A 17,123-nucleotide genomic window follows, 5' to 3' on the forward strand; every position below is an offset into this window, starting at 1 on the left:
GGAAAGGAGCAGTTATGAATAGTATTCCAAGCGTTGAAGTCGATAGCTCCGATCATGTTGCAAAAAACACTAAAACAACATGTCCATATTGTGGTGTAGGTTGTGGTGTTAGCGTAAACGTCCAACAAAAACCTCAAGGACCTGTGGTGCAAGTAGAGGGGGATGCTGAGCATCCTTCCAACTTTGGACGCTTATGTATTAAAGGTAGCCGACTTGCGGATACTTTAGGGTTAGAAACACGTGTTTTACAACCAATGATGGGGCGCAAAGCTGATCGGGTGGTAACGACATGGGATGCGGCAATCAATAAAATTGCCGATAAATTCCAATCTTGTATCGATCAATATGGTCGTGACAGCATTGCATTTTATGTTTCAGGTCAGCTTTTGACTGAAGACTATTATGTGGTGAATAAGTTTGTAAAAGGCTATTTAGGCTCTGCAAATATCGATACCAACTCACGCCTTTGCATGTCATCTGCGGTGGCAGGTCACAAACGTAGTTTCGGTGAAGATATTGTGCCTGCAAGTTATGAAGATTTTGAACATGCAGACATGGTGGTTTTGGTTGGTTCCAATACCGCATGGTGCCATCCTGTGCTGTATCAGCGGATTATGCAGGCTAAAAGCCAAAATCCAGATATGTTTGTGGTGGTAATTGACCCACGTTTTACCAGTACTTGTGAACAAGCGGATTTACATTTACCGATTTTGCCGGGCCAAGATGTCGCTTTATTTAATGGCCTATTCCAATACCTATATCAAAATGGTCATGCCGATCAGGCATTTGTAGAGGCTTATACCGAAGGTCTGCAAGATGTTTTGGCAAGCAGCCACCCAGAAGCCGATATTGAATATGTGGCAAAACGTACGGGAATTGCACTCGATAAATTACAGCAGTTTTTTGAAAAATTTGCACAGACTGAAAAAGTAATCACGCTATTTTCAATGGGTGTGAATCAATCAAGTCAGGGCGTAAATAAGGCCAACAGTATTATTAATTGTCATTTACTAACAGGCAAAATTGGTAAGCTCGGCGCCGCACCATTTTCAATGACAGGCCAACCCAATGCGATGGGTGGTCGAGAAGTCGGTGGCTTAGCCAATATGCTGGCTGCGCACATGGACTTAGATAATCCATTGCATCAAAAAGTAGTGCAAACCTTTTGGGATAGCCCATTTATTGCAACTCAAGCTGGTTTGAAAGCAGTTGATTTATTTAATGCGGTTGAAGCTGGAAAAATTAAAGCGATCTGGATTATGGCAACCAATCCGGTGGTAAGTTTACCAGATGCCGATCAAGTTAAACGTGCATTAGAGAAATGTGAATTGGTCGTTGTATCAGATATCTGTGCCGATACCGATACTACGGCTTACGCCGATATTCTGCTTCCAGCTTTAGGTTGGGGCGAAAAAGATGGAACCGTTACTAACTCTGAGCGTCGTATTTCACGTCAGCGCGCATTCTTACCTGCGCCGGGTGAAGCAAAAGCAGATTGGTGGTCTGTTAGCCAAGTCGCGAAAAAATTAGGCTTTAAAGGTTTTGACTTCACTAGTGCTGTTGATATTTTTAATGAACATGCGGCTTTGTCAGCACAAGATAATGCGGCCATTAAAACACGTGAGCAAACTGATACGTTCCGTTATTTCAACTTAAAAGGCTTAATGAATCTGAGCGCTGTGGAGTACGATGCGCTGCAACCAATTCAATGGCCAGTGTGGAATAAAAACCAAGATGCTAATACCGTTCAACAACTGTTTGGCAAAGGGCAGTTTAGTCATAAAAATGCCAAGGCGAAATTGATTCCGACGGTTGCCATTGATCCAGTTCATGCAGTTTCGGAAGATTATCCGCTCATTTTGAACACTGGACGTATTCGAGACCAATGGCACACCATGACGCGTACAGGTTTGTCGCCAAATTTGACCAGTCACCGTGCCGAACCATTTTGCGAAATTCATCCGAGTGATGCCTTAAAGTTTGGTGTGCGTGATCAAGGCTTAGTAGAAGTTCGTTCGAAATGGGGCAGTTGTGTACTACGTGTGACATTCTCGTCGGGAGTACGTCGTGGGCAAATTTTTGCGCCGATTCACTGGACTGAACAAGTTGCGTCCGATGCTCGCATTGGTAAAGTCGTTAACCCAGAAGTTGATGCAATTTCGGGTGAGCCCGAGTTCAAACATACACCTGTCACGATTCAACCGTTTTATACTACTTGGCAAGGTGTGCTTTATATACGTGAAGGATACGATTCGCATATTCAAGAATCGCTACATCACTGTGCATGGTGGACCAAGGTCAAAATGGTGAAAACTAATCGTTACGAACTTGCAGACCGCCAAACTTTTCATGATACTCAAAAGAATCTGAAAAGCTTTTTGCCATTTGCCGATGAAACCTTTGAATGGTTAAGCATAGAAGATATCTCTTCACAACTGAGCCATAGCGTTATTTTGAAAGATGGCATTGTAATTGCAAGTCTATATATTGCACCGCCAGATTTATTGCCAGACCGTGATTGGGTAGCGAGTCTGTTTAAACGAGAACGTTTGAGCGCCTTGCACCGAAAAGCATTACTGGCCGGCATGCCAATGTCTGCTACAAATAATGACGGACCTTTAGTCTGTAGTTGTTTTAAAGTAGGTAAGAACAAAATTATCGACGTGATAAAAACACAAAACATTACCCATGAAAAACAGGTTACTGCATGTTTAAAAGCAGGTGGGAACTGTGGTTCATGTTTACCTGAGATTCGTGGCTTGATTAAAGCTTGCCAACAAGAGGTGGAAGTGTGAATAAGGGATATCCCGTAACTGATTTAGTCATTTTGGCGGGTGGACAAGCCCGCCGTATGAATGGTTTAAATAAGCTATTGCAGCAATTTGATGGCGATACGCAACTACTCAAAATTCATCAAAAACTAAAGTCTTCTGTATCTGAAATTTGGGTAAATAGTCATCGTGATTATTCGATTTATCAAAGTATTGTGCCTGATATTAAGTGTTTTCAAGATGATGCTTCCGGTTTTTTCGGCCCACTTATGGGCATGAAAAGCGCATGGTCACATGTAAAAGCAGATTATGTTTTGTGTATTCCCTGTGATGTGACGTATATACCTACGCAAGTCGTTGCGAAATTACACAGCGCACTACGCAAAAATAAACAAGCTCAGGCAGCCTATGTTTCAATTAATGGGGATGCTTTATACCCATTTTGCTTATTAAAGCGTGAAAGCCTGATTACGATACGAGAGCAAATTGATAAACAACGATTAAGTTTAAAAGAGTGCTTTAAGCTTTTACATGCACAAGTCGCCGTATTTCAAAAACAAAACTTATTTTTTCATAGCATTAACTCTTTGGATGAGCTCCAACAATATAAACAAATCAATGCTTTTAAAGAGATATTTACCGCGAGTTAAACATTAGATTCTATCAATTTACAAACTAAAGTGATGTTATAAACAAATTTTAAATGATGCATCCTTGACTATCTAATATATAAGTTCTATTTTGGAACTTGTTATTTTAATTCTAGCTAGATGTATAAAAATAAACGGAGCCAGAAAAATGATGGACGCAGCTCAGCAAAGTAAAACAGATGTGACTGCATGTATCTTATGTTCTAGAAACTGCGGTTTAAGTGTCGAAATTAAAGATAACCAGTTTGTCAAAATTAAAGGTGATCCCGAACATCCTTTTTCTCAAGGTTACATTTGCCAAAAAGCTGCCAGATTACAGCATTACCAGCAACACGCAGACCGTTTGACCACACCTTTAAAACGTCAACCTGATGGATCATTTCAAGAAGTGAGTTGGGATGTTGCCATACAAGAAATTGCTGACCGATTAGTGCAGATTAGAGATACTTTTGGCGGAACTGCTTTTGCTTCGGTTGGGGGCGGTGGTCAAGGCAATCATCTTGGAGCAGCGTATGGTCGGCAGCTTTTGTTGGCAATGAAAAGTTATTATGCCTACAACTCACTTGCCCAAGAAAAAACGGGTGATTTCTGGCTTAATGGCCGCCTATTCGGTAGTCAGGCTTGCCATACCACAGAAGATGTTGAACATGCAGACTATGTACTTTTCATTGGAACAAATCCTTTTCAGGCCCATGGCATTCCCAACGCCCGAGACACGCTAAAACATATTAAGAAAGATCCGAACCGAACCATGGTGGTGTTTGACCCGCGTGTTACCGAAACAGCCAAACAAGCAGATTTCCATCTGCAATTAAAACCGGGGACTGATGCTTTTTTAATGTCGGCCATGATTGCGATCATTATTAAAGAAAAGCTTTATGATGCAACATTTATTGAGAAGCATACGCAAGGATTTGACGACGTAAAAACAGTATTTAGCCATGTCCCGATTGAAGACTATATTGCTAAAGCTGATGTTCCAGTCGATTTGATTTACCAAGTCGTTCGAGATTTTGCCAAGGCGAAAAAAGGCTGTATACGTATTGATTTAGGCATTCAACATACTTTAAATACTACATTAAACGGATATTTAGAAAAACTACTGTACTTACTGACTGGAAACTTTGGAAAGCAAGGTACCAATAATCTGCATACTATGTTTATTCCAATCTTAAGCGATACAGATGAAAGAAAGCCTAAATATCGACGTAGTGTTTACCATAAAATGTTCCCCATTTCTGGGTTCTTCCCGCCTAATATTTTACCCGATGAAATTTTAAAAGCAGGGGAAAAGCGAATTCGTGCTGTGTTTGTAGATAGTTGTAATCCGTTATTAACTTATCCTGATACACCTGCTTTTGAGGAAGCATTTAAAGCCTTAGATTTATTGGTGGTAGTTGATGTTGCTATGACAGAAACAGCGAGACTTGCAGACTACATTTTGCCGGCTCACACTCAGTTTGAAAAATGGGAATTTACGGGCTTTAACTTGGAATTTCCTAAGAATGGCTTTCACCTAAGACATCCTGTATTGACCGCTCAAACGAATACTTTACCGGAAGCCGAAATTTATACTCGATTACTTGAAGCTATGCAGGTGATTCCAAAACGCTTTCCAATTTTAGAAAAAATAGCTTCAGTCGACTCGAAAAAAACAGCCTATTTACCGTATTTGTCGGCATTAGGACTCACTTTTGCACGACACAAAAAATATATTCCTTTTGCAGCTTCAATTCTCTATCGCACTTTAGGTAAGCAGTTAGAAAACTCAGCTGGTTCAGTTGCTTTTTTATTGCCGCTCTCTATTCAATATGCTGTGTTACACACCAAAGCGGTAAGTCGTGCAGGTTATAAAGGTAATCCGTTAACACAAGGTGTCAAACTATTTGAACAGATATTAAAGCAACGTTCAGGTATGGTGTTATCGCAACATGAATATGATGAAGTCTGGAAACTGGTAGCTTATAAAGATAAGAAAATACGTCTAGCTATTCCCGAGATGTTAACTGAGCTCACAAATTTAAAAAATCATCAGGTTAACGTTGAAGAATTTCCTTTTATCCTCTTATCAGGTGAGCGACGTAGTTATAACGCCAACCAAATTTACCGTGACCCAGCATGGCGAAAAGTAGATGCTGAAGGAGCTTTAAGAATTCATCCTGAAGATGCAGAAGCCTTAAGTGTAGCTGTAGGTGATCAAATCAAATGTATCTCACAACATGGAGAAATTCAGGTTACTGTAGATTTTGATGAGGGAATGCGAAAAGGAGTTGTTTCGCTTCCACATGGTTATGGCATGCGCTTTCAAGGTGGGGAACCTATTGGACCACAATTAAACATGCTCATTTCTGGTGAGCATTGTGACCCTTTATCTAAAACACCGTACCATAAATATGTACCCATCCGTTTAGAAAAGTGCTAGAAATAAAGTAGGGCATATAAAAGGTTGACGCCGCACTGATTTTGTAAAGCTTTAAAGTTTAAACTAAAACGATACGGCCGAAATTTCAAATACAACCCAAAAAGTTATGGATGATAAATAGAATTGGAACAAATTTTGCAATAAAGATCAAAGCACTACTAAGGCGCAATTTTAAAAGTTTAATTGCTCTTAATGAGTGCTTGCAATATTTGAACTGTTCTCGATATGAGTGCAAATAATGAAACAATATCACTCTGAAACTGCGCCAATGCTTTTGCAAGATCAATATGGGCGTATCAAGCGAAAGTTACGTATTTCAGTAACTGATCGCTGTAATTTTAAGTGTGTGTATTGCATGCCTGAACATCCTGAATGGCTAAATAAACAAGATTTGCTTAGTTTTGAAGCGCTCTTTCAGTTTTGCAGTTTTATGGTGCAACAAGGTATTGAAAGCATCCGTATTACGGGTGGTGAACCATTAATGCGTCAAGGTATTGTTCATTTCGTTCGCGATTTACAAGCTTTAAAAGCATTAGGTTTAAAGCGTATTTCAATGACCACCAATGGACATTATCTTGCAAAATACGCTCAGCAATTAAAAGATGCTGGTCTAGATGATTTAAATATTAGTTTAGATAGCTTAGATCCTGTTCAGTTTAAAGAGCTCACTAAGAAAAAGTTAGAACCAGTTCTTGAGGGTATTCAAGCTGTAAAAGATGCAGGGTTACCTTTTAAAATTAACTGCGTGTTAATGAAAAATAAAAATGACGATCAAATCCTACCTATGGTGAAATGGTCAATCGCCAATCATATTACGCTACGTTTTATTGAATTCATGCCACTTGATGGTGATGCACTCTGGTCAAATAAAGATGTGGTAAGTGAAGCTGAAATTCTACAAGCGTTGCAACCACATTATTCAGTACAAGTGATTGAGCAGCAACATGAGCCAGCGCGTCAATATCTACTTAACAATAGTTACGCGCTAGGCATCATTTCTACCATTACTCACTCATTTTGCCATCAATGTGACCGTATACGACTAACGGCACAAGGTGAACTCTATAACTGTCTCTTTGCGCCGCAGGGTTTAAATATTAAGCCACAGCTTCAAACGCTGGTAAGTAAACAACGTACACCAGAATACGATATGTATATCCAAAATTTAAAGAATTTGGTCCATCCTTATATTTGGCATAAAGCTAAAGGCTTTCATGCCTTACAACATCAACAAACCCGTAAAATCAGTATGCATATGCTTGGGGGATAAATGCAGCAATCTATCCAAATTAAAATCGAATCATTTGGTGCAATTGAAAAATTGCTTCCACAAAATCTTTCGATCGTTTGTCCCATCGATATTTTAGTGAAAGATATCTTAGATCAAATTGTGACTTTACATCCGGAATGCACACAGGCCATGGAAAAATGTGCATGTGCGATAGAGGATAACGTTATAACAAGACAATCTGCCTTAAGTGAACCGTGTACTTTGGTTTTATTATCACCAGTTGCAGGAGGCTAAGCTATGCGAGATTTTGCACGTATTCAAGAGCAGGTTTTAAGCTTAGATATTTTTGATACTATTGAATCTTTTCCAGAATGCGGTGGAATTGATATTTTTATGGGTACAGTTCGTAATCACCATGAAGGTAAAGCGGTTAAGGCTTTGAAATATACCTCGTATAAACCGCTTTCTGAAAAAATGATACGTGAAATTGAACTGGAAATTGAGAAAAAGTATCAGGTATCTTATGTGCGAGTGGTTCATCGGATTGGGCATCTAGATGTCGGTGAAACAGCCATTATTGCAATTGCTTATGCAGCCCACCGCCGTGAAGCTTTTCAAGCATGCGAAGAAGCGGTTGAGCGGGTAAAACATGAAGTGCCTGTTTTTAAAGAAGAGTTCTTTACAGATGGCACGAGTCATTATGTAGAGGGCTGCTGTATTCGTAAGGATGCACCGCACGAACACAAGCATCACCATCATGCCGGCCATGAACACTCACACTGAAATAAGCAAGACTAGGATAAATAATGAAAAACGTAGGAATGAAGCCGGAAAGTTATCGTGTTGCTGAAGCACAAGCTATTTTATATGCACCACCGCACTGTATTGAATTATTAAGACAAGGGAATACGGAAAAAGGTGATGCATTAAAAACTGCACGTGTTGCAGGAATTTTGGCAGCAAAACGTACTGATGAGCTGATTCCTTTATGTCATCCACTGCCGATTTATCGGGCAGATGTTGAATATGAACTAGAACATGATTTTGTAAAGATCGTTGCTGTAGTTGAAACCATTGGTCCAACTGGCGTAGAGATGGAGGCCTTAACGGCTGCCAGTCTCGCAGGTTTAACCATTTACGATATGTTAAAACCACATTGTGAACCAGAAGAACTCTGGATGGACCAATGTAAATTGCTTAAGAAAAAAGGTGGTAAATCACACTTTAAGCGAGTTCTTCGTCAGCCTGTTTCGGCTGCGGTTATTGTGTTGTCAGACACCGTAGCAGCGGGTAGAAAGCCCGATACTGCCGGAAAATCTGTGGTTGAAACTTTAACCGAAGCAGGATTCGATCCAATCCATTACCAAATTTTACCAGATGAAGCGGATACTTTAAAAAACTTAGTGCTTGAGTTGAGCAAATCATATGCTTGCATTATGACGGTTGGTGGAACAGGAATTGGTAAGCGTGACATTACAGTTGATACGCTAGAACCACTTTTAGAACGAAAGCTAGATGGCTTAATGGAAGCTGCGCGTTCATTTGGACAAAAACGCACGCCATATGCTGCAATGTCTCGTGGAGTAGCTGGTTTTATTGATCGTTCTTTAGTGGTGACTTTACCGGGAAGCCGGGGTGGAGCAAGCGAATCAATGGCTGCTATCTTGCCAGCATTAGTGCATATTTTTGATGTTTGCCGTGATCTACCACATCCGGGAGGCTATGAGTAATGACTGGTTGTGGTGCAGAACGTGGATTGATTAGCGTAGATGAAGCAATTGAGCTGATTAGTAACCGACCTAAAAAATTAGGTTCAATTCAGCAACCTCTTCAAAATAGCCTAAGTAGGTATCTTGCTAAAGAAATTTATTCAGAAATTAATTTGCCAAGTTTCTCTCAAAGTGCTGTAGATGGTTACGCACTTTGTAGTCATGCAGAAGATTTAAATACTCTAAAGTTTCAGGTTACTGGCGAGATTCGTGCCGGAAGCGAAAGTCATGACATTTTGAGTGAAGGTCAAGCAATTCGTATATTTACGGGCGGCAAAATTCCTGAAGGGACAACGCATGTAGCGAGGCAAGAAATCGTATCGGTTGTTTCACCTCAAGAGATTTGTTTAACGGAGCATATACGCCCTCAAGCTGATATCCGTTTTACTGGCGAAGAAATCCAGAACGGGCAGTTGCTTGCCCAAGTTGGACAGTTTTTAAATATTGGAAGCTTGGCTGCCTTAAGTATGGCGGGTGTACAAACGGTTGACGTTTACCGTGCGCCGAAAGTCGCTGTTTTAGTCACGGGTGATGAAGTTGCCCAAAAAGCAGAAGATCTAGCTGAAGGTAAAATCTTTGATGCAAATGGACCATTACTAAAAGCTTGGTTTGAAGATTATGGTTTAGATGTTGAACTCATTCATGTGGCAGATGAGGCAGCACAGGTCACACAATATTTCGACCAATTAAAAGATAGCCATGATGTGGTTATAACCACAGGTGGAGTCTCTGTAGGCGACTATGATTTTGTTCGGCCATGTGCTTTTGAAGTTGGTTTTGAACAAATCTTTTGGAAAGTAAAACAAAAGCCAGGTAAGCCACTCTTTTTTGCTGAATATTTTCATCCAGAATCAGATCACCCCTGTTATTTACTGGGGTTGCCCGGTAATCCTGCTGCGGTCTATGTGTCTATGCAGGTTTACGGTAAAGCATTGCTTGACACTTTACAGGGAAACTCGGCAGGACCAGATTGGTTTAGTGCGATTTTAGATAACGATTTAAAAGAAGATACACGCGAGCGTTTTTTACGAATGCATGCCTATTTTGATAATGGTCAACTCAAAGTTAAAAGTCTGGCAAAACAGCAATCACACATGCTCAGTAATTTAATGCAAGCCAATTGTCTGGTCCGAATTCCGGCAAGTGCAAAATTGGAAGCGGGTTATATATTGAAGGGCGTATTTATTTCAAATTAATAACCAGTAATGATAAATATAACTCACTATATAACTGAGTGAGTTATATTTATTAAGCAATTTTAAATAATAACTTTTAATTTTTTATAATGAAAATTCTTTCATAAGCTTGATAAGAAGTTATTTTAATAATGAATGTTGCATAAATCGTGCTAAGTGGTTTAGGGTATAAACAATAGGGCCATTAGGCTAGGAAATATCGAGGAACGCATAAAGATGAAATGGGACGACATCGGTGATCAACCTTGTTCGGTTGCTCGTATGCTATCAGTGATTGGCGATCGATGGACGATGCTAATATTACGTAATGCTTTTATGGGAATACGCCGTTTTGACGATTTTCAAAAGTCATTAGGTGTCACTCGTCATGTCCTTTCGGATCGTTTAAAGCGTTTGGTTGAATATGAAATTTTAGTCAAAGCCCCTTATTTTGATCGTCAGGAACGCTTTGAATATAAATTGACTGATAAAGGTTTTGAACTTTATCCAATTATTTTGTCTATGGCGAATTGGGCTGATAAATGGATGGATCAAGGTTTAGGCAAACCTTTAGAATATCGCCATAAAACTTGTGGTCATAAATTTGAACCAGTCATGGTATGTTCGGTTTGCCGTGAACCTTTACATGCAAAACAAGTTCAGGTTTCAGCTGGGCCGGGTTATTTTGCATATATGCAGCAAAAACAGAAACAAGCTTAATTTCTCTTATTGCCAACTAAGACTCTTGTTGAATTGCATCAGCCAGAGTCTTATAAATGTGGTCATGATTTGACTGTGTCACATTAAAGCGTATGAATTGGCCAGCATTGGAAGCTTGGCTAAACGCGTTTCCTGGCGCAAGAATAACCTGATGATTAATACAATATTTTGCAATTTCTGAAGCTTCAACTCCCTTTGGCAAATGACACCAAACAAAAATTCCAGCTTGAGGCTTAATCCATGGTTTTATACCCAGAGGTTCTAACTGAGTAATGGTATCGTGCATCGCTTTTGCTAAACGAACCCTTAATAATTCTATATGTTTACGATAAGAACCATCTGTTAAAGCACTTAATAAAACTTCAGCTGATACGCCATTGTGAGAAAAGCTTGTGGCAATTTTCAGGTCAGTGAGCTGATCAATCCATTCTGGTTTAGCAATAACATAACCACAACGAATAGATGCTGATAACGTTTTAGAAAAACTTCCAATAAAGATTACACGTGAAAGATTATCCAAAGCAGCAAGCCGCGGAGCAGGGCTATATTCAAAGTCTGAGAAAATATCATCCTCAACAACAATCAAATTTGATTGTTCAATAAGTTTTAATAATTGATGCGCCGTAGAAAGACAAAGTACTGCACCAGTTGGATTATGAATTCCTGAGTTGGTGATATAAAGACGGGGATTATAAGTTTCAATTGCTTTTTTAAATGCCTCTAAGTCAGGACCTGTTGGTGTGTAGGGAATACCAATAACTTTGACTTGATGGACTTTAAGTAATGCATGAAAGTTGAAATAACAAGGATCATCAATGAGAACGACATCATCAGGCTTTAGTAAAAATCGGCACACTAAATCAATTGCTTGAGTTCCAGAGTCTGTTAAAAGTACTTGATTAAGATTTGCATTGATACCTTTTGCTTGAGCGCGTCTTGCCAGTAAATCACGTAGAGCTGGTAATCCTAATGGCGTTGAATAACCCATTAAACAATCATCTGGGCTTTTCGCGGCGCTCCTTAAAGCTTTACGAATACTGTCTAATGGCATCCAGTCATCAGGTAGCCAACCGCAACCAGGCTTAAAAACATCTGCTTTCGCTTCCAAAGATTGACGTGAAATCCATAATGGATCAACTGAACGATCTAATTTAGGGCCTAATTCACTTAAAGCTAAAGGTGCGAGAGGACCAACGATATAAAAACCAGATCCAGTTCTTGATTCGATTTTGCCTAAAGCAATTAATCTTTCATAGGCTTCTACAACAGTTGATACTGAAAAGCCCAGATCATTTGCTAACTTACGAACAGAAGGCAAGCGTGCTCCCGGCAATAAAGATCGATTTTTTATTTGTCGCTCAATCTCTGAAATGACAATTTCAATTTTTGTTTTTCTCTGGTTCACGTGCTTAAAATCCCAACTGTATTGGTTGTTAATACATAACAGTTATTTTAAATTGTACTGCTTTGTATCTGGTTTTATCACCTTATCACAGCTTAAATTCTTCGTATAGTGACGGAGAAAATTATGAATAGGTTTATGAATGGCTGGGTGAATGGTTTTATTGGCGTGGCTATTTTTGCGGGATCACTACCAGCAACACGCGTAGCCGTAATGGGGTTCGAACCGGGTTTTCTAACTGCGGCACGTGCGGCAATTGCAGGTATTTTAGGCCTTATTCTTATTTTGGTTTTAAAACAAAAAAAACCAGCCAAGCAAGATTGGTGGCCTCTTGCCATCGTTGCTTTAGGCGTGGTGATAGGTTTTCCTCTATTTACAGCGCTTGCCCTCCAATACATGAATGCAGCCCATTCAATTGTATTTGTTAGTCTTTTGCCGCTTGCAACGGCAATATTTGCTGTACTCAGAGGTGGAGAAAAGCCGAATCATTTTTTCTGGATATTTGCAATCTTGGGGAGCGCAGTTGTATTTGCTTATATGTTCTTCATCTCTGGTGATACTTCGCTTGGGATAGGAGATTTTTATATGTTGATGGCGATTATTTTATGCGGTTTTGGCTATGCAGAAGGCGGTGTTCTTTCAAGAAAAATAGGGGGGTGGCAGGTCATTTGTTGGGCGCTAATTTTATCATTACCGTTTATGCTATTTCTGACAATTTTCTATATGCCGGCTTCATTTCAGAGCGTATCTACATCAGCTTTAGTAGGTCTTATTTATGTGTCTTTATTTAGTATGCTGATAGGTTTTTTCTTTTGGTACAAAGGGCTTGCTCAAGGAGGAATTGCTGCGATTAGCCAACTACAACTCTTACAACCTTTAATGGGATTAGGTATTGCTGCGGTCTTGTTACACGAACAAGTAAGTTGGTCAATGTTGGTGGTTACAGCAGCAACGATTTTATGCGTCGCTGCCGCCAAAAAGTTTACCTAATTTTATAAGCAATTTGCTGGTTTAGGGATCCCTGCTAAACGACTTAAGTGACGCGCCACTAAACCAGTATTGAATTGTTGCTGTAAAACTGCATTATTAATATCTGGACTAACTGTTTTCATTAAGAATTTAATGAGAGGACGAGTTGCTGGAGAGTGTCCAAACTGTTGATAAAACTGACGTACAGCTGCTAAAACTTCAAAATGCCAATCGGTGAGTTCAAGATCAAGCGATTTGGCAAGTTCTTGCGCAACTTCAGGATTCCAGATTGTGTAATCAACCAAATGACCATCTTGGTCTAATTCTAAATTCATGAAACCAGCCTAAATATATTATTTAAGAGAAATACAGCGATTAAACGTTAAAACCAGATCAGCAAATTGATCATAATCTAATACCTTTACCTTAGATAAAGTATCTGTATCAAGTAAGTCTTTTTCGATGCTTAAGCATGAAACAGATTCAAATGGTTGAATCATTTCAGCAGAAAGGTGTGCAACTGAATCACCCATAAAAACAATTTGGTCACCTACCTGAAAAAGATTGCGTAATTCCTCAATAATTTTAGGTGTAGTATGGTAAGAAGATTGCACAAGATAAAGTGTCGACGGATTCATTAAACTTACACCTTTATCTACCAATATAGAACATGATCAAAAGATTGAATGAAATCAGCATTTAACTGAACGAATTCAATCTCTTGTTCGGTTTTTTGTACAAGAGGATGCTGCTGATTTTTACTTTCAATCAGAAGAGGGCTCAAGTCATAGAACTCAAAACTTTCGACCATATTTGAGGCCACTTTGAAAGCCTGACGAAACTGATCAAAGCTTAAATCATTTTGCAGAAGACTAAGAGCAGCATCTTTAAATAATACTTTGACTGGTGAGCCAAAGGTTGCTAAAACCATAGTAGCAGAAAGGCTTTCATTGATTTGAAGACTGGTTAAATTGGCTTGACTTAAAATGACGAGTACAGATTTCACACAATATACCTTTTAAAAGCAACAATCTAAGCAAACAAAGTAACTTAAAATTGAATAAGACGAGATGCTGACTGTACTGCATCAGCAAGTTCACCTAACCCGACCAGTTCAAAGTCTTTGGCAAGGTTGTGATGAGTAAGGTGATGGCGACTGGCATTTTCTGCATCTGTAATACCACGAGCGAGGGCAGCACTCACACAAACAGGAAGACGAATCGCAAGCTTTTGCCATTCATGCGTTAAATTACGCTGGTCGTCAGGAACCCATTGAAAATCATTAGCAACCTGCACGCCATCTTGGTAAAAGAATACACGGAAGTCTTCATTTTTACTTTTGAGTGCCTGAGCAAGTCCTAACGCATGCCAAGCATGAATGGAAGTAGGAGCAGAGGTAATTAGTAGTAATGTACTCATTGAGAATTCACTATGGTCATACGTCTAAATGGGCGTAGATACATTAAGAGAAAGGTAAGTATACAATGATTTTAGTGACAGGTGGTTTAGGCTTTATCGGTTCACACATTGCGTTGAGTCTAATGGCTCAAGGGCAAGAGGTGGTAATCGTCGATAATTTGGCTAATTCAACCTTGCAAACTTTGGAGCGGCTAGAATTTATTTCTGGTATGTACGTTCCATTTGTCAAACTTGATGTACGCAATACACCAGCGCTGAATAAGGTGTTTGAGCAATATTCAATTGATGCAGTTATTCATACTGCCGGATTTAAATCAATTGAAGAATCTAACCTTAAACCTCTTGAATATTATAATGATAATGTTAGCTGTATCATGAGTTTACTACGTGCCATGCAACGTACGGGTGTTCGTCACTTCATTCATCTGTCTAGCCTTGCAGCTTATGGGAAATCTGGTTTGCAATTGAGCGAAACAGAAGAATTTAATTATGCTTATCCTAATCCTTATATTAAGTCTCAACAGATGATTGAAGAAATTATCCGTGATACTTATAAAATTGATCATGAGTGGAAAATTGCGATTTTACGATTATCTAATATCGTGGGTGCATTTGAGCATGGAGTGCTTGGAGAGTATGTCGCTCAGCTGCCTAAAAATATCGTACCACTTGCCATGCAAGTCGCTGCAATGCAACGTGATTTAATTGAATTACAAGATCAAGCTGAAACGTCAGATCATACGACTGAACGTAGTTTTTTACATGTTTTAGATTTATGTGAAGCCGTCATCGCGAGCTTACATTGGCTGCGTGAACAAACGCATTGTTGTGAAGCATTTAATATTGCACATGACCAAGTTCATTCAATTCGTCAATTACTCGATGAAATTTCACAAGCTACTAAAGCTGAAGTTCCTACACAATCAGCAATTTATAAACATGTCGAGTTAGATCAAGTTGGGGCTAATATTGAGAAAGCAAAAACCTTATTGCAATGGACACCGAAGCGCCCATTAAAACAAATGATCGAAGATGAATGGCGCTTTTATCAAAATACTTTAAATGGAAGATAGGATAATGATTCTTATTTACAATACTGGTGTGCTTGAGTACGATATTCAAAATTAACTAGCCAGAGCAAACACTTGCTTCAGCCCGTGAGTTCTTTATTGAGATAACCGAGGTTTCTATGCAAACACGAATTGAACATGACACTATGGGTGAGATTGAAGTTCCAAATGAAGCATTGTGGGGGGCACAGACTCAACGCAGCTTACAGAACTTTAAAATCGGGCAAGAACGATTACCCCGTGCCATGATTCGAGCAATGGGTTTGGTAAAAAAGGCTGCTGCAATAACCAATGCTGAACTTGAACAACTACCACAAGATTTGAGTCAATATATTGTGGGTGCTGCTGAAGAGGTCATTGATGGCAAATGGGATTCCCAATTTCCTTTAGTTGTCTGGCAAACAGGTTCTGGTACGCAAAGCAACATGAACTGTAATGAAGTGATTGCCAATATTGCAAACCAAAAGTTAGGCCAGGCGTTAGGTGCTCAAAAGCCAGTACATCCAAACGATCATGTCAATCGTGCTCAATCAACAAACGACTCATTTCCAACCGCCATTCACGTGGCAGCAAGTTTACAAATTAACGAATTACTCATCCCTGCTGTAGAGCAACTTAAAGCGACTTTGCAAAGAAAGTCAGATAAATTTCAAGACATTGTCAAAATTGGCCGTACTCATTTGCAAGATGCTACTCCATTAACCTTAGGCCAAGAATTTAGTGGCTATGTATCTCAGCTTGAGCATGGATTGGTTCGATTACAGCAAGCTTTAACTGGTTTATATGAATTGCCATTGGGTGGAACTGCGGTAGGGACTGGGTTAAATGCACATCCTGACTATGCAGTAAAAGCAGCTGCTCAACTTGCTTTGCTGACGGGCTTGCCATTTGTAACTGCGCCTAACAAATTTGAAGCACTTGCAGGCCGTGATGCGGCTGTTTTTGCATCAGGTGCATTAAAAACTTTGGCTGTAAGCTTAAACAAAATCGCGAATGATATTCGTTGGCTGGCTAGTGGACCGCGTTGTGGTTTTGGTGAAATCCGTATTCCAGAAAATGAGCCTGGTTCAAGCATTATGCCGGGGAAAGTAAACCCCACACAAAGTGAAGCAATGACCATGGTTGTTGCGCAAGTGCTTGGAAATGATACGACCATTAACGTAGCAGGTGCTTCGGGGAACTTTGAATTAAACGTATTTATGCCTGTGATTGCTTATAACTTATTGCAGTCTATTCAATTGCTTGGTGATGCGTGTAATAGCTTTAATGACCATTGTGCAGTAGGAATTGAGCCTAATCGCGACAAGATTGATCACTTCTTGCATAATTCTCTGATGCTAGTTACAGCTTTAAATCCGGTAATTGGCTATGAAAATTCTGCAAAAGTTGCAAAGACTGCTTATAAAGAAAATAAAACTTTGAAGCAGGTAGCTGTTGAGCTTGGTTTAGTTACAGCGGAACAATTTGACGAAGTAGTTAAACCTGAAAAAATGGTTTCTCCAAATAGTAAATAATCACTAAAATA

At 39.5% G+C, this 17,123-nt stretch carries 17 protein-coding genes; 12 read left to right on the forward strand and 5 right to left on the reverse strand.

Annotated features, from left to right (window positions below; all coding sequences use genetic code 11):
• Nucleotides 1-14: 14 nt before the first annotated feature.
• From KTJ10_RS07310 to KTJ10_RS07350, 9 genes are all read left to right on the forward strand, one after another.
• The gene (locus KTJ10_RS07310; protein ID WP_262441704.1) at nucleotides 15-2,795 is read left to right on the forward strand and encodes a nitrate reductase; all 2,781 of its coding nucleotides are present in this window, start codon (nucleotides 15-17) and stop codon (nucleotides 2,793-2,795) included.
• On the forward strand, nucleotides 2,792-3,421 hold the full coding sequence (locus tag KTJ10_RS07315) for a molybdenum cofactor guanylyltransferase (RefSeq protein ID WP_005068841.1): 630 nt from the start codon (nucleotides 2,792-2,794) through the stop codon (nucleotides 3,419-3,421). Before KTJ10_RS07310 ends, KTJ10_RS07315 begins: the two co-directional genes overlap by 4 nt.
• A 148-nt stretch (nucleotides 3,422-3,569) precedes the next feature.
• The gene (locus KTJ10_RS07320) at nucleotides 3,570-5,843 is read left to right on the forward strand and encodes a molybdopterin-dependent oxidoreductase (protein ID WP_262441705.1); all 2,274 of its coding nucleotides are present in this window, start codon (nucleotides 3,570-3,572) and stop codon (nucleotides 5,841-5,843) included.
• 229 nt (nucleotides 5,844-6,072) lie between these two features.
• On the forward strand, nucleotides 6,073-7,113 hold the full coding sequence (gene moaA / locus KTJ10_RS07325; protein ID WP_080631082.1) for a GTP 3',8-cyclase MoaA: 1,041 nt from the start codon (nucleotides 6,073-6,075) through the stop codon (nucleotides 7,111-7,113).
• Nucleotides 7,114-7,368 (forward strand): MoaD/ThiS family protein, encoded by a 255-nt coding sequence (locus KTJ10_RS07330; protein ID WP_262441706.1) that lies wholly within the window; start codon nucleotides 7,114-7,116, stop codon nucleotides 7,366-7,368.
• Between the two features lie 3 nt (nucleotides 7,369-7,371).
• Nucleotides 7,372-7,857 carry a molybdenum cofactor biosynthesis protein MoaE gene (locus KTJ10_RS07335; protein WP_262441707.1) on the forward strand — a complete coding sequence of 162 codons (486 nt, stop codon included), beginning with the start codon at nucleotides 7,372-7,374 and terminating at the stop codon, nucleotides 7,855-7,857.
• Nucleotides 7,858-7,880: 23 nt separating this feature from the next.
• Nucleotides 7,881-8,804 (forward strand): bifunctional molybdenum cofactor biosynthesis protein MoaC/MoaB, encoded by a 924-nt coding sequence (moaCB, locus tag KTJ10_RS07340; RefSeq protein WP_000799987.1) that lies wholly within the window; start codon nucleotides 7,881-7,883, stop codon nucleotides 8,802-8,804.
• Entirely contained in the window at nucleotides 8,804-10,039 is a 1,236-nt protein-coding gene (locus KTJ10_RS07345; protein ID WP_227063386.1) for a molybdopterin molybdotransferase MoeA, read from the forward strand. The genes moaCB and KTJ10_RS07345 overlap by 1 nt, the downstream gene beginning before the upstream one ends.
• Nucleotides 10,040-10,255: 216 nt before the next feature.
• The gene (locus KTJ10_RS07350) at nucleotides 10,256-10,738 is read left to right on the forward strand and encodes a winged helix-turn-helix transcriptional regulator (RefSeq protein ID WP_005068860.1); all 483 of its coding nucleotides are present in this window, start codon (nucleotides 10,256-10,258) and stop codon (nucleotides 10,736-10,738) included.
• A gap of 16 nt (nucleotides 10,739-10,754) precedes the next feature.
• Here KTJ10_RS07350 and KTJ10_RS07355 read toward each other — a convergent pair whose 3' ends face one another.
• Nucleotides 10,755-12,143, reverse strand: coding sequence for a PLP-dependent aminotransferase family protein (locus KTJ10_RS07355; protein ID WP_262441708.1), 1,389 nt, complete (start codon nucleotides 12,141-12,143; stop codon nucleotides 10,755-10,757).
• A gap of 123 nt (nucleotides 12,144-12,266) precedes the next feature.
• Between KTJ10_RS07355 and KTJ10_RS07360 the strand changes: the two genes are divergently transcribed.
• Entirely contained in the window at nucleotides 12,267-13,130 is an 864-nt protein-coding gene (locus tag KTJ10_RS07360; RefSeq protein ID WP_262441709.1) for a DMT family transporter, read from the forward strand.
• 2 nt (nucleotides 13,131-13,132) lie between these two features.
• On the opposite strand, the gene KTJ10_RS07365 is transcribed toward KTJ10_RS07360, so the two are convergent.
• Genes KTJ10_RS07365 through tusD form a run of 4 tightly spaced genes read right to left on the reverse strand, consistent with a single transcriptional unit; the run spans nucleotide 13,133 to nucleotide 14,528 of the window.
• Entirely contained in the window at nucleotides 13,133-13,444 is a 312-nt protein-coding gene (locus KTJ10_RS07365) for a TusE/DsrC/DsvC family sulfur relay protein (protein WP_005046608.1), read from the reverse strand.
• 18 nt (nucleotides 13,445-13,462) lie between these two features.
• The gene (locus KTJ10_RS07370; RefSeq protein WP_068563102.1) at nucleotides 13,463-13,747 is read right to left on the reverse strand and encodes a DsrH like protein; all 285 of its coding nucleotides are present in this window, start codon (nucleotides 13,745-13,747) and stop codon (nucleotides 13,463-13,465) included.
• A 17-nt stretch (nucleotides 13,748-13,764) separates the two neighbouring features.
• Nucleotides 13,765-14,115 (reverse strand): hypothetical protein, encoded by a 351-nt coding sequence (locus tag KTJ10_RS07375; RefSeq protein WP_068563101.1) that lies wholly within the window; start codon nucleotides 14,113-14,115, stop codon nucleotides 13,765-13,767.
• A 44-nt stretch (nucleotides 14,116-14,159) separates the two neighbouring features.
• Nucleotides 14,160-14,528, reverse strand: coding sequence for a sulfurtransferase complex subunit TusD (gene tusD, locus KTJ10_RS07380; RefSeq protein ID WP_002115623.1), 369 nt, complete (start codon nucleotides 14,526-14,528; stop codon nucleotides 14,160-14,162).
• Between the two features lie 65 nt (nucleotides 14,529-14,593).
• On the opposite strand from tusD, the gene KTJ10_RS07385 reads away from it, so the two are divergent.
• Together KTJ10_RS07385 and fumC are read left to right on the forward strand one after the other, a co-directional pair.
• On the forward strand, nucleotides 14,594-15,601 hold the full coding sequence (locus KTJ10_RS07385) for an NAD-dependent epimerase/dehydratase family protein (RefSeq protein ID WP_262441710.1): 1,008 nt from the start codon (nucleotides 14,594-14,596) through the stop codon (nucleotides 15,599-15,601).
• 116 nt (nucleotides 15,602-15,717) lie between these two features.
• On the forward strand, nucleotides 15,718-17,112 hold the full coding sequence (gene fumC / locus KTJ10_RS07390) for a class II fumarate hydratase (protein WP_262441711.1): 1,395 nt from the start codon (nucleotides 15,718-15,720) through the stop codon (nucleotides 17,110-17,112).
• Nucleotides 17,113-17,123: the final 11 nt, after the last annotated feature.

The organism is Acinetobacter sp. WU_MDCI_Abxc222 (assembly GCF_025514755.1).
In the GTDB taxonomy this organism is placed as follows: Bacteria; Pseudomonadota; Gammaproteobacteria; order Pseudomonadales; family Moraxellaceae; genus Acinetobacter; species Acinetobacter geminorum.

What these genes read in the sequence shown, in the direction of transcription:
- tusD (WP_002115623.1), bottom strand. Translation starts at nt 14,528, where the DNA reads ATGAGTACATTACTACTAATTACCTCTGCTCCTACTTCCATTCATGCT.
- KTJ10_RS07350 (WP_005068860.1), top strand. Translation starts at nt 10,256, where the DNA reads ATGAAATGGGACGACATCGGTGATCAACCTTGTTCGGTTGCTCGTATG.
- KTJ10_RS07385 (WP_262441710.1), top strand. Translation starts at nt 14,594, where the DNA reads ATGATTTTAGTGACAGGTGGTTTAGGCTTTATCGGTTCACACATTGCG.
- KTJ10_RS07365 (WP_005046608.1), bottom strand. Translation starts at nt 13,444, where the DNA reads ATGAATTTAGAATTAGACCAAGATGGTCATTTGGTTGATTACACAATC.
- KTJ10_RS07330 (WP_262441706.1), top strand. Translation starts at nt 7,114, where the DNA reads ATGCAGCAATCTATCCAAATTAAAATCGAATCATTTGGTGCAATTGAA.
- KTJ10_RS07335 (WP_262441707.1), top strand. Translation starts at nt 7,372, where the DNA reads ATGCGAGATTTTGCACGTATTCAAGAGCAGGTTTTAAGCTTAGATATT.
- fumC (WP_262441711.1), top strand. Translation starts at nt 15,718, where the DNA reads ATGCAAACACGAATTGAACATGACACTATGGGTGAGATTGAAGTTCCA.
- KTJ10_RS07320 (WP_262441705.1), top strand. Translation starts at nt 3,570, where the DNA reads ATGATGGACGCAGCTCAGCAAAGTAAAACAGATGTGACTGCATGTATC.
- KTJ10_RS07370 (WP_068563102.1), bottom strand. Translation starts at nt 13,747, where the DNA reads ATGAATCCGTCGACACTTTATCTTGTGCAATCTTCTTACCATACTACA.
- KTJ10_RS07345 (WP_227063386.1), top strand. Translation starts at nt 8,804, where the DNA reads ATGACTGGTTGTGGTGCAGAACGTGGATTGATTAGCGTAGATGAAGCA.
- moaCB (WP_000799987.1), top strand. Translation starts at nt 7,881, where the DNA reads ATGAAAAACGTAGGAATGAAGCCGGAAAGTTATCGTGTTGCTGAAGCA.
- KTJ10_RS07360 (WP_262441709.1), top strand. Translation starts at nt 12,267, where the DNA reads ATGAATAGGTTTATGAATGGCTGGGTGAATGGTTTTATTGGCGTGGCT.
- KTJ10_RS07310 (WP_262441704.1), top strand. Translation starts at nt 15, where the DNA reads ATGAATAGTATTCCAAGCGTTGAAGTCGATAGCTCCGATCATGTTGCA.